Annotated in this window: 12 protein-coding genes; 10 read left to right on the top strand and 2 right to left on the bottom strand. The window is 68.5% G+C overall.

What is annotated here, in order from left to right:
* Positions 1-42 precede the first annotated feature (42 nt).
* On the top strand, positions 43-1,812 hold the full coding sequence (leuA, locus tag ASF30_RS00695) for a 2-isopropylmalate synthase (RefSeq protein WP_055900126.1): 1,770 nt from the start codon (positions 43-45) through the stop codon (positions 1,810-1,812).
* A 39-nt stretch (positions 1,813-1,851) separates the two neighbouring features.
* Here leuA and ASF30_RS00690 read toward each other — a convergent pair whose 3' ends face one another.
* A complete protein-coding gene (locus ASF30_RS00690; protein ID WP_055900123.1) occupies positions 1,852-2,511 on the bottom strand; it encodes a trimeric intracellular cation channel family protein in 660 nt (219 codons plus the stop codon).
* A gap of 70 nt (positions 2,512-2,581) precedes the next feature.
* Here ASF30_RS00690 and recO point away from each other — a divergent pair, with 70 nt between their 5' ends.
* From recO to ASF30_RS23445, 4 genes are all read left to right on the top strand, one after another.
* Positions 2,582-3,313, top strand: coding sequence for a DNA repair protein RecO (gene recO, locus ASF30_RS00685; RefSeq protein WP_055900120.1), 732 nt, complete (start codon positions 2,582-2,584; stop codon positions 3,311-3,313).
* Positions 3,310-4,125 carry an isoprenyl transferase gene (locus ASF30_RS00680; RefSeq protein ID WP_055900117.1) on the top strand — a complete coding sequence of 272 codons (816 nt, stop codon included), beginning with the start codon at positions 3,310-3,312 and terminating at the stop codon, positions 4,123-4,125. The genes recO and ASF30_RS00680 overlap by 4 nt, the downstream gene beginning before the upstream one ends.
* A 130-nt stretch (positions 4,126-4,255) precedes the next feature.
* A complete protein-coding gene (locus ASF30_RS00675) occupies positions 4,256-4,921 on the top strand; it encodes a DsbA family oxidoreductase (RefSeq protein ID WP_055900114.1) in 666 nt (221 codons plus the stop codon).
* Entirely contained in the window at positions 4,918-5,040 is a 123-nt protein-coding gene (locus ASF30_RS23445; RefSeq protein ID WP_268765515.1) for a hypothetical protein, read from the top strand. Before ASF30_RS00675 ends, ASF30_RS23445 begins: the two co-directional genes overlap by 4 nt.
* 129 nt (positions 5,041-5,169) lie before the next feature.
* Here ASF30_RS23445 and ASF30_RS00670 read toward each other — a convergent pair whose 3' ends face one another.
* Entirely contained in the window at positions 5,170-5,664 is a 495-nt protein-coding gene (locus ASF30_RS00670) for an aminoacyl-tRNA deacylase (RefSeq protein ID WP_055900111.1), read from the bottom strand.
* Between the two features lie 50 nt (positions 5,665-5,714).
* Between ASF30_RS00670 and dusB the strand changes: the two genes are divergently transcribed.
* From dusB to dnaG, 5 genes are all read left to right on the top strand, one after another.
* Positions 5,715-6,872, top strand: a complete 1,158-nt coding sequence (gene dusB / locus ASF30_RS00665; RefSeq protein ID WP_055900108.1) for a tRNA dihydrouridine synthase DusB — start codon at positions 5,715-5,717, stop codon at positions 6,870-6,872.
* Positions 6,862-8,121 carry a deoxyguanosinetriphosphate triphosphohydrolase gene (locus tag ASF30_RS00660; protein ID WP_055900105.1) on the top strand — a complete coding sequence of 420 codons (1,260 nt, stop codon included), beginning with the start codon at positions 6,862-6,864 and terminating at the stop codon, positions 8,119-8,121. Before dusB ends, ASF30_RS00660 begins: the two co-directional genes overlap by 11 nt.
* Before the next feature lie 69 nt (positions 8,122-8,190).
* A complete protein-coding gene (locus ASF30_RS00655) occupies positions 8,191-8,637 on the top strand; it encodes a MarR family winged helix-turn-helix transcriptional regulator (protein WP_055900102.1) in 447 nt (148 codons plus the stop codon).
* 107 nt (positions 8,638-8,744) lie between these two features.
* The gene (locus tag ASF30_RS00650; protein WP_055900099.1) at positions 8,745-10,193 is read left to right on the top strand and encodes an MATE family efflux transporter; all 1,449 of its coding nucleotides are present in this window, start codon (positions 8,745-8,747) and stop codon (positions 10,191-10,193) included.
* A 90-nt stretch (positions 10,194-10,283) separates the two neighbouring features.
* Positions 10,284-12,149, top strand: coding sequence for a DNA primase (gene dnaG / locus ASF30_RS00645; protein WP_055900096.1), 1,866 nt, complete (start codon positions 10,284-10,286; stop codon positions 12,147-12,149).
* The last annotated feature ends 111 nt before the right edge of the window (positions 12,150-12,260 follow it).

The raw sequence follows: 12,260 nt of genomic DNA, 5'->3' as shown, positions 1-12,260 counted from the left end.
TCGTCGTCGGCTGACACCCATCGCGAAGAGATCGAGAAGACCATGAAGAACACCCAGACCGCGTCGAGCATGCCGGTCCACCGCTACACCGCCTATCACGAGCAGTTCCGCGTCGACCTGCCCGACCGCACCTGGCCGAGCAAGCGCGTCGAGAAGGCCCCGCGCTGGTGCGCGGTCGATCTCCGCGACGGCAACCAGGCCCTCATCGACCCGATGAGCCCCGAGCGCAAGCGCGTGATGTTCGACCTGCTCGTCGGCATGGGCTACAAGGAGATCGAGGTCGGTTTCCCGAGCGCCAGCCAGACCGACTTCGACTTCGTGCGCAGCCTCATCGAGGAGAACGCGATCCCCGACGACGTCACCATCCAGGTGCTGACGCAGGCCCGCGAGCACCTCATCCGTCGCACCTACGAATCGATCGCCGGCGCCAAGCAGGCCATCGTGCACCTCTACAACTCCACCAGCATCCTGCAGCGCGACGTCGTGTTCCGCACCGACAGGCAGGGCATCATCGACATCGCCCTGAACGGTGCGCGCCTGTGCAAGCAGATGGAGTCGCTGGTGCCCGGAACGACCGTCTACTACGAGTACTCGCCCGAGAGCTACACCGGCACCGAGCTCGAGTTCGCCCTCGACATCTGCAACCAGGTGCTCGACGTCTTCGAGCCGACTCCCGAGCGCAAGGTCATCATCAACCTGCCGTCGACGGTCGAGATGGCCAGCCCCAACATCTACGCCGACTCCATCGAGTGGATGAGCCGGCGCCTGAACCACCGCGAGAACGTTCTGCTCTCGCTGCACCCGCACAACGACCGCGGAACCGCCATCGCAGCAGCCGAGCTGGGCTACCTGGCCGGAGCCGACCGCATCGAGGGCTGCCTGTTCGGCAACGGCGAGCGCACGGGCAACGTCGACCTGGTCGCCCTGGGCATCAACCTGTTCACTCAGGGGATCGACCCGCAGATCGACTTCTCCGACCTCGACGAGGTCAAGCGCACCGCCGAGTACTGCAACCAGCTGCCCGTTCACGAGCGCAGCCCGTGGGCCGGCGACCTCGTCTACACCGCCTTCAGCGGATCCCACCAGGACGCCATCAAGAAGGGCTTCGAGGCGATGGAGGCCGACGCCGCCGAGCGCGGCGTCACCGTCGACGAACTGAAGTGGGCCGTTCCCTACCTGCCGGTCGACCCGAAGGACCTCGGCCGCACCTACGAGGCCGTCATCCGCGTGAACTCGCAGTCGGGCAAGGGAGGCGTCGCCTACCTGCTGAAGACCGACCACGCGCTCGACCTGCCGCGTCGCCTGCAGATCGAGTTCAGCGGTGTCGTGCAGACGAAGACCGATGCCGAGGGCGGCGAGGTGTCGAGCGACGACATCTGGCGCGCGTTCCGCGACGAGTACCTGCCTGCTCCGGCCGACCACCCCGAGGAGAAGTGGGGCCGCTTCGAACTGCTGTCGGTGCGTTCGGCGAGCGAGCTCGACGGGTCCGTCGCCCTCACCGTCGGTCTGCGCGACGGCGAGGAGCGGGTCACCATCGAGGGCAATGGCAACGGGCCGGTGGATGCCTTCCTCGACGTGCTGCGCCGCAACGGCGCCGACGTGCGAGTGCTCGACTACTCGGAGCACGCCCTGAGCTCGGGCGGCAACGCCCACGCCGCGGCCTATGTCGAGTGCGTCGTCGAGGGTGTCACGCTCTGGGGCGTCGGCATCGACGGCGACATCTCGACGGCGAGCCTCAAGGCCGTCATCTCGGCCGTGAACCGGGCGATCCGGGTGCGCGAGGGCGACCTCGTCGGCACGTCGGCGGTCTGACCTCGCTGCTTCCGCGCGGCTGCGCGCCGAAGCAGGGCGCTAGCCCCGCCGCCACCGCATCCAGCTTCCGATCGCGCGCTGCTCCGGCAGGCTCCATCCGAACTTCACGGCCAACAACCTGATGAGCGTCGTCACCACCACGCAGGCGATCCCCGCGGCGGTGATGTCGACACCGGCCGCGGCGAGCACGACCAACAGGATCGTGCCCGCCGCGGCCGCAGCGGCGTAGAGGGAGCCGACGTGCATGAGCGCGATCGGCAGGTTCAGGATCATGTCGCGCAGGATCGATCCTCCGACGGCGGCGATGACTCCCACGAACACGGCGGGCACCACGGGCACACCGTAGGCGAGGGCCTTGGTCGTGCCGATCGCGCCGAACAGGCCGATGGTCACGGCGTCGAGGCCGATGATCACGGTGTTCAGCCTGCTGAAGATGCGTTGCAGCAGCATTCCGGCCAGCGCAGCCAGCACGGCGGTGAGCAGGTACCAGTTCGTCTGCATCATCGCCGGAGTCACGTTGAGCAGGATGTCGCGCAGGAGACCACCGCCCAGTCCGACGACGAAGCCGATGATCGTGACGCCGAGCAGGTCGATGCGGTGCTCCTTCATGCGCCCCGCGAACATGGCGCCCTGGATGGCGCCGATGGCCACCGCCGTCAGGTCGAGCCAGAGCGGGATGGTGAAGATACTGGTGTGCACCCGTCATGTATACCAAGGCGATCGGCCCGGCCCGCGCGGTGTTGCGACCAGACGGTGGGATGATCGACGGGTGCCTGTCTACCGTGATGAAGCCGTCGTGCTGCGCACCCACAAGCTGGGTGAAGCTGACCGCATCGTCACCATGCTCACGCGCCAGCACGGCAAGGTGCGCGCCGTCGCGAAGGGGGTGCGCCGCACCGCCTCGAAGTTCGGGGCGAGGCTCGAGCCGTTCATGGTCGCCGACGTGCAGCTGTGGGAGGGTCGCACGCTCGACGTCATCACCCAGGCCGAGTCGCTCGGTTCCTACGGCACGCTGATCACCGATGACTACGGCAGCTACACAGCGGCATCCGTCATGGTCGAGACCGCCGACAGGGTCACTGAGGCCGAGGGCTCGTTGCAGCAGTACCTGCTCCTGGTCGGAGCCCTCCGGTCGCTGTCACGCCGGGAGCACGCGCCGACGCTGACCCTCGATTCCTACCTCCTGCGGGCCCTGTCCGTCGCCGGATGGGCGCCCACCTTCACCGACTGCGCACGCTGCGCGACGGTCGGTCCGCACCACTCGATCGTCGTCCAGCTCGGAGGCGTCGTCTGCGACGACTGCGCGCCTCCGGGAGCACCCAAGGTGGATGCCGCCACGATCGGCCTGCTCGGTGCGCTCGTCGAGGGCGACTGGCCGACGGCCGAGGCCGCGACCGAGTCGACCAGATCCAAGGCCAGTGGCATCGTGGCCGCCTACGCCCAGTGGCACCTCGAGCGCGGCCTCCGCTCGCTGCCGCACGTCTCCAGGGAGAGTTCGTGAGTCCGAAGCCCTATACGCATAAGGACGCCGTTCCCTACGTGCCCGTCGACTGGACCGGCATCTACCCGCCCGAACTGCCGAAGAAGGCCGTGCCGGATCACGTCGCCGTCGTCATGGACGGCAACGGACGCTGGGCGAATCAGCGCGGCCTCACGCGCATCGAGGGGCACAAGGCCGGAGAGGTGGCCCTGCTCGACGTCGTCGCCGGCGCCCTGCAGATCGGCGTGAAGCACCTCAGCGTGTATGCGTTCTCCACCGAGAACTGGAAGCGCTCACCCGAGGAGGTGCGCTTCCTCATGGGCTACAACCGCGACGTGCTGCACCGGCGCCGCGATCAGCTGAACGAGTGGGGCGTTCGCATCCGTTGGGCCGGTCGCAAGCCGCGCCTCTGGAAGAGCGTCATCGAGGAGCTGCAGTTCGCCGAGCAGATGACGGCCGGCAACAGCGCGCTCACCCTCACCATGTGCGTCAACTACGGGGGACGCAATGAGATCACGGATGCCGTGCGCTCGATCGCCGACGACGTGGCGGCGGGCCGCATCCGTCCGTCAGCGGTCTCGGAGAAACTGATCGCCAAGCGGCTCTACAACCCCGAGATGCCCGACGTCGACCTGTTCGTGCGCAGCTCGGGGGAGCAGCGCACCTCGAACTTCCTGCTGTGGCAGTCCGCCTACGCCGAGATGGTGTTCCTCGACACCCTCTGGCCGGACTTCGGACGGGAACAGCTCTGGGAGGCCATCGGGCTGTACGCCTCCCGCAACAGGCGCTTCGGCGGCGCTGTCGACGCCCCGACGGCAGAGGCCGCCCGCTGATCGCAGGCGTCCACGTTCTGCAGGACCACGCCGCCGATGATGCCGGTGAGGGCCTCATCCTCGGTCTCGTCCTGTAGACGCGGCAGCCAGAGTCGGGAATACGGATGCCGCCACCCCGGTTGCCCCCAGGGTGAGTGAACCCATCAAGATCGACATCTGGTCCGACATCGCCTGCCCGTGGTGCTTCATCGGGAAGCGCAACCTCGAGGGTGGCATCGCCGCCCTCGGAACCGACGGGCCCGAGGTCGAGGTGGAGTACCACTCCTTCGAGCTCTCTCCCGACACCCCGGCCGACTTCGTGGGCTCCACCACCGAGTACCTGTCGAAGGCCAAGGGCATGCCCGTCGCCCAGGTCGAGGCCATGCTCGAGCACGTCACCGGCATCGCGGCCAAGGCCGGCCTCGACTACCACTTCGACCAGGTCAAGCACACGAAGACCCTCAAGGCCCACGAGCTGCTGCACTTCGCCAAGGCGAACGGCAAGCAGCTCGAGCTGAAGGAGCGCCTGCTCGCGGCCTACTTCGAGGAGGGCGGCTTCGTGAACCGCACCGACGACCTCGTCGCCTACGCCACCGAGGTCGGCCTCGACGCCGATGAGGCTCGCAGCGCCCTCGAGAGCGGGCGCTACGCCGCCGACGTGCAGGCCGACATGGACCAGGCCCGCGCCTACGGCATCAACGGCGTGCCGTTCTTCGTGATCGACGGCAAGTACGGCGTCTCCGGCGCTCAGCCCTCCGAGGTGTTCACGCAGGCGATCCAGCAGATCGCCGGCGAGCGGGAGCAGGTCGGGGCATGAGCGACGACATATCGGCTGCGGCCACGACTACGGTCGCGCCGCTCCTCAAGCCGCTGCTCCTCCCGATGGTGACGGATGCGGCAGCTCCGGTCTGCGAAGGCGACAGCTGCTCTTTCTGAGCGCCCTGGTGATCGAGTAGCGCCCGAGCGCAGCGAGGACGCATGTCGAGATCCGCGATCCCGGCGCCACCAATGTGGTCTCGACACGGCGACTCGCTTCGGTCGCGGCCTACTCGACCAACGGACCTGCTACTCCGGGTCGGTGATGTCGGCGACCTGCGCCCCGTAAGCGGCGATCAGTGCATCCGCGTCGACGAAGGCGCTGTGACCGTGAGCTCCGGCACCCATGGCAACACGCGCACCGACGATCGATACGTCGGCCACCACGGGCCACTCGTGGCGCGACCCCAGCGGCGTGATGGTGCCGCGCTCGTATCCAGTGGCGGCCAGCGCGCGGTCGGCATCCGGCATCTGCAGCTTGTTCACCCCGAGCAGGGAGCGCAGCTTCGGCCACGAGATCTTGCGCCCGCCGGGAACCAGGGCGAACAGGTAGGTGTCGTCCCTGCGCTTGACCACCAGCGTCTTCACGATGTCGAGCGGCCTGATGCCCATCAGCTCGGCGGCCTCGGCCAGGCTCGATGCCGCGGGGCGCTCGATGATCTCGACGGCGAGCCCTCGAGCAGCGGCATCCGCCGCCACCCGTTCCGTTCCCTCGAGGCCGTCGAATCGGATCTCTTCAGTCATCAGTACCCCGCAGTTCGAGAAGCAGTCGTCATCTGGGAGAATAGAGGCACATGACTTCCGCAACCACTCTCACGCAGGCGCCCCTGAACATCGGGCCGCTCGAACTCGACGTGCCCGTCGTGCTCGCTCCGATGGCGGGCATCACCAACACGGCGTTCCGTCGCCTGTGCCGCGAGTTCGGCGCCGGCCTCTACGTCAGCGAGATGATCACCAGCCGCGCCCTCGTCGAGCGCACACCAGAGTCGATGCGTCTCATCACTCACCACGAGAGCGAGACCACCCGCTCCATCCAGCTCTACGGCGTCGATCCGAAGACCGTCGCCGAGGCCGTGACCATGCTCGTCGCCGAGGACCGCGCCGATCACATCGACCTGAACTTCGGATGCCCCGTGCCCAAGGTGACGCGCAAGGGCGGGGGAGCGGCTCTCCCGTGGAAGCTCGGCCTGTTCCGCCAGATCGTCGAGGGCGCCGTGAAGGCTGCCGGCGACGTGCCGCTGACCATCAAGATGCGCAAGGGCATCGACTCCGACCACCTCACCTACCTCGAGGCCGCGCGGGCCGCCGAGGGCGCCGGCGTCGCCTCGATCGCCCTGCACGCCCGCACTGCCGCCGAGTTCTACTCCGGCCACGCCGACTGGTCGGCCATCGAGAAGCTCAAGTACACCATCACCGGAACGCCCGTGCTCGGCAACGGCGACATCTGGTCGGCCGACGACGCCCTGCGCATGGTGCGCGAGACCGGCTGCGACGGTGTCGTCGTGGGCCGCGGATGCCTCGGCCGGCCGTGGCTGTTCGGAGACCTCGCTGCAGCCTTCAGGGGCGAGTCGGTCTCGTTCCAGCCCAACCTCGGCCAGGTCGCCGAGACCTTCCGTCGGCACGCCGAGCTGCTCGTCGACTTCTTCGACGACGAGGACCGCGGATGCCGCGACATCCGCAAGCACGTCGCCTGGTACTTCAAGGGCTACCCCGTCGGCGGCGACCTGCGTGCGCGCCTGGCGACGGTCGAGTCCCTGGCGATGCTCGACGACCTGCTCGGCACCCTCGACTGGGACCAGCCGTACCCCGGCGAGGGCGCTGAAGGCCCGCGCGGTCGCGCCGGCACCCCGAAGAGCCCGTCGCTGCCGCAGGGCTGGCTGGATTCGCAGGAGCTCGTCGGCACCGAGCGCACGACCCTGAACGACGCCGAACTGGACACGAGTGGCGGCTGAGCCGGGATCCGGCGACTACGGCGTGCGTGACGCCGAGCGCTGGCTGCCCGAGGATCATTCCACGCGTCGCAGCGACTTCGCCCGCGACCGCGCCAGGCTGCTGCATTCGAGCGCGCTGCGCCGGCTGGCTGCCAAGACGCAGGTGCTCAGCCCCACGGCCGGGCTCGACTTCGCCCGCAACCGCCTCACCCACTCGCTCGAGGTCGCGCAGGTGGGCCGAGAGCTCGCCACCAGCCTGTCGCTCGACCCCGACGTCGTCGACACGGCCTGCCTCGCCCACGACCTCGGGCACCCGCCGTTCGGCCACAACGGCGAACGCGCCCTCAACTCGTGGTCGCGCGACATCGGCGGCTTCGAGGGCAACGCCCAGACCCTTCGACTCCTCAGCCGACTCGAGCCCAAGGTGTTCGGCGACGACGGCCGCAGCTACGGGCTCAACCTCACCCGGGCCAGCCTCGACGCCAGCTGCAAGTACCCGTGGCCTGAGGCGACGAGCGTCACCGATCCCAGCGGACGCCACAAGTTCGGCTTCTACAGCGACGACATCGACGTCTTCACCTGGCTGCGGGCGGATGCCCCCGATCGCCGGCTGTGCATCGAGGCCCAGGTGATGGACCTCTCCGACGACATCGCCTACTCCGTGCACGACTTCGAGGACGCCGTCGTGAACGGCTTCATCGACATCCCCGCCCTCGCGAGCCGCTCCGAGCACGACGCCCTCGTCGACTCCATGTACGAGTGGATCGGAGGCGAGTACAGCCACGATGAACTCATGGGCGCCTTCGACCGCCTCGAGGAGTTGCCGCTCTGGATCGACACCTGGGACGGGACCCGCCGCGACCAGGCGCGACTGAAGAACCTCACCAGCGAGCTCATCGGCCGCTTCGCGCATGCGGCCACCGAGGCCACCCGTCAGGCGGCACCGCAGGCGGTCCTGGCGCGGTTCGGCGCGGATGTCGTCGTTCCGCGCTCGGTCAAGACCGAGATCGCCGTGCTCAAGGGCATCGTGGCCGCGTTCGTGATGTCGAAGAACACGCGGCAGCCCATCTACAAGCAGCAGCGGCAGGTGCTCAAGTCACTCGCCGACGTGCTGTGGGCCGCCGGCGATGAGCACCTCGACGTCGGGTTCGCGGGCGACTGGCACGCGGCATCCGATGAGGCAGCCCGCAAGCGCGTGATCGTCGATCAGGTCGCCAGTCTCACCGACCAGTCGGCCCTCGCCTGGTACGAGCGGCTCGTCCAGGACTGAGCGCCGTCGCGATGGCGACTTTCTGTTAGACCTTTGACAGTTTGATATCTAACTGTTAGAGTTCTGATCATGGATGAAACAGAACGCGCCCCTGCCACCAGCCTCGGGCTGTTGCGCTGGGTGGGTTGGGCTCAGCGCAAGGCCGGAGAGGACTGGATCCGCGAACGCGAGATCAGCTTCGAGCAGGGCTTCGTGCTCGGCTACCTGGTGCAGAACCCCGGTTCCATCCAGCGCGACATCGCACAGGTGAGCCGCACCAGCCCGGCAAGCGTCTCGAGCCTCCTTCAGGGTCTTGAACGCCGCGGCCTGGTCGAGCGTCGCACGGAGGGCGGCGACGAACGACGGAAGCGCGTGTACGCGACGCCCGCCGGCGTCGAGCTCATCGAAGGCTTCGACGCAGCCATGGCCTCGGCCGACGACCTCATCCTGGCGCCGCTGGACCAGTCGGAGCGTGACACCCTGTTCGCCCTCCTGTCGAAGATCACCGCGGAGCTTCCGCAACCGACGCGGCCGTAATCGTCCGCTGAGCGCGGGCTCGCCAAGCCCGCCCGCGCCCCCTCAACATCCCCCGCCGTGCCGGCGTCCGTCGGCGCGCGCTCGAGCCTGCCCGGAAAGGAGCAGTCATGAGCACCTCAACTTCACTCGAATCCCCGGCCACGGCCGATGCCGTCGGCACCAACCGCTGGTACCTCTCCGCCGCACCGATCGTGCGCGCTCTCGTCCACCTCTGCGTGCCGATGGCCGCCGCCATGATCGTCGGCGCCGTCTACAACGTCATCAACGCCGGCTTCGTCGGCTCGCAGCACGACCCGACCCTCCTCGCCGCCATCACCTTCGGCACTCCGCTACTCGGCCTCGTCATGGCGATCGGCGGTGTGTTCGGCGTCGGTGGCGGTGCGCTCATCTCCCGTCTCCTCGGTGCGGCCGAGAACGATCCGGCCCAGGCCGGCGAGATCAAGCACGTCTCGTCATTCGCCGTCTGGGGGTCGGTGATCGCCGGTGCCGTCTTCGGGGCTATCGGGCTGGTCTTCCTCCAGCCGCTCGTCTCACTGCTCGGTGCGGATGCTGCAGCCGTGCCGTCGACCAGCGCGTACGTCGCCGTCATGCTCCTCTTCGTTCCCGTGCTCGCCGCCGCCTTCTGCCTCGAGCAGATCGTGCGCGCCGAGGGCGCGGCACGTCAGGTCATGGTCGGCCTCATCGCGTCCACCGTGGCCAACGTCGTGTTCGACGTCCTGTTCATCCTCGTCCTGCACTGGGGCGTCGCCGGCGCTGCGCTGGCGATGGGCCTGTCGAACCTCGGCGTCGTCCTGTACTTCGTCATCTGGTTGCAGCGCAACAGCGAGCACGTGAGCCTCGCACCGCGGTGGTTCACACTGGCGCCGGCAGTGCTCAAGCCGGTCTTCGGGGTCGGCGTCGGCGAGCTTCTGCAGTCCGCGTTCCTCATCGTCACCTCGCTCGTGCTCAACAACCTTGCCGTCGCCTACGGTGACAGTGCCCTCGCGGCGATGGGCGTCGCCGTGCGCATAGCGCAGGTGCCGGAGTTCCTGGTGATGGGCGTCACGCTCGGCGTGCTCCCTCTGCTGGCCTACTCGTACGGCAAGGGTGACCGCGCCCGTCTGCACTCGGCACTGCGGGTGTCAGCGCTCACGGTCGGAGGGATCGTCCTGATCTCCTCGGTCACGGTGTTCGTCTTCCGCGAGCAGGTGTTCTCGGCCTTCGTCGCAGACCCGTCGGTTCTGGTGATCGGCGTCACGATCCTCACGGCCCAACTCGTGGCGATGATCGTCAACGGCTTCACCGGCCTCATCACCTCGCTGTTCCAGGCCACGGGGCGGGCGACGTCGGCGATAGTCATGTCGATGGCGCAGGGAGTGCTCTTCATCCCCATCGTGATCCTCGGCAACCTGTGGTTCGGCCTGCCCGGCATCATCTGGTCCTTGACGGTCTCCGAGGGCATCGTCCTCGTCGTCGGCCTGGTGATGTGGCTCGCCTCCCGCCGGGCGATCGATCGCGGGCTCGCCGAGGGCAGCGCGGAGCGCGCCGAGCAGGTGCTCGTGCAGGCCGAGGCCTGAACGCCTCCCGACGCAGACACCAGCGCGCATCCGTCCCCCAGCCCCGAGCTGGGGGACGGATGCGCACGCCCGCGCCCGTAGGATTGCAGGATGGCCGGCCGCATCCGTCAAGGAGACATCGATGAGGTCAAGAGCCGCACGAACATCGCCGACATCGTGGGGGACTACGTCTCGTTGAAGTCGGCCGGCGTCGGCTCGATGAAGGGCCTCTGCCCCTTCCACGACGAGCGCAGCCCCAGCTTCCACGTGCGGCCGCAGGTCGGCTTCTACCACTGCTTCGGATGCGGCGAATCCGGCGACGTGATCTCGTTCCTGCAGCGCATGGACCACGTCACCTTCGCCGAGGCCATCGAACGGCTGGCGGCGCGGATCGGCTTCCAGCTGCACTACGAGGACGGCGGGGGAACGCCCGATCAGGGCAACCGCGCCCGACTGCTCGCGGCCAACGCCGCTGCGGCTGAGTTCTTCGTCGACCAGCTGCGCACCGGGGGAGCCGATCCCGGTCGGCGCTTCCTCGGTGAGCGCGGCTTCGACGCCAACGCCGCAGCGCACTTCGGCGTCGGCTTCGCCCCGAAGAGCTGGGACGAGTTGACCAAGCACCTGCGGAGCCGAGGATTCAAGGACGACGAGCTCGCGGCATCAGGCCTCGTGTCGACGGGCGACCGCGGCATTTACGACCGCTTCCGGGGCAGGCTCGTCTGGCCGATCCGCGACATCACCGGCCAGACCGTCGGCTTCGGCGCCCGCAAGCTGCTCGACGACGACCCCGGCCCCAAGTACCTCAACACCCCCGAGACGCCGGTGTACCACAAGGCCCAGGTGCTCTACGGGCTCGACCTCGCCAAACGCGACATCTCCCGAGCACGCCAGATCGTCGTCGTCGAGGGCTACACCGACGTCATGGCCTGTCACCTCGCCGGCGTCACGACCGCCGTCGCCACCTGTGGAACCGCCTTCGGGGTCGAGCACATCAAGGTCGTGCGCCGGGTGCTCGGCGACGACTCGGTCGGGGGAGAGGTCATCTTCACCTTCGATCCGGATGCCGCAGGCCAGAAGGCCGCCATGCGCGCGTTCAGCGAGGAGCAGCGCTTCGCCGCCCAGACCTACGTGGCCGTCGCCCCCGACGGACTCGACCCGTGCGACCTGCGCATCCACCGTGGCGACGACGCCGTGCGCCGACTCGTCGACGAGAAGCGCCCCATGTTCGAGTTCGTCATCAAGAACCAGCTTGCACAGTACGACCTCGAGACCGTCGAGGGACGCGCAGCCGGCCTGCGCGCCGCCGCGCCGGTCGTGGCCGACATCCGCGACGCCGCCCTCCGTCCTGGGTACACCCGCGAGCTCGCCCGCATGCTCGGGGCCGAGCTCGGCGAGGTGCAGCGCGCGGTGACCGGCGCCGCGGCGCGCGGTCGGCGCGACAGGAGCGAGCCTGCTGCAGCGCCGCTGCGCGAGGGCGAGGCCGCCCCGGTCGTCGAGCAGCGGCCGTACTCCATCACCGAGCTGCCCGGCGATCCGGCGACGCGACTGGAGCGCGATGCCGTGATGGCCATCCTGCAGCATCCGTCCCTCGTCGGAGTCGACCTCATCCGTCGGGCGACTCAGACGGGCTTCTCCAACGCATCGCTCGGGGTCGTGCGGGACGGCATCGCCGGCACCGTCGACTCCATCGACCAGCCCGACTGGCTCGGCCGGGTCGTGACCGAGGTGCCCGAACCCCTGCGCGATTTCGTGCAGCAGCTGGCCGTCGCGCCCATCCCCGAGCGAAGCGAACGCGAGCTCGCCGGCTACGCGCGCGGGGTCGCGCTCTCGCTGGTCGATCGCGACCTGCTGCGCCGCAAGAGCGAGCTGCTCGGTCGGCTGCAACGCACCGACGCGACCGATCGGGAGACCTACACTGCGTTGCAGCGCGGCCTGGTGCAGCTCGAGGCCGAGCGACGGGCCCTGCGCGAGGAATGACCTCGACGCGCATCATCCCGCGCCGGGTCAAGCATCGACGCAACATGATTGCAGCTCTGTAACCTTTGAGCGCAGAAGGTGCCTCGAAACACATCCGGGAAACACGCGTGT

The sequence above is a fragment of the Leifsonia sp. Leaf264 genome (genome assembly GCF_001422325.1).
In the GTDB taxonomy this organism is placed as follows: Bacteria; Actinomycetota; Actinomycetes; order Actinomycetales; family Microbacteriaceae; genus Orlajensenia.
Note: the sequence above shows the minus strand (reverse complement) of the source record. Positions and strands in the feature narration are given on the sequence as shown.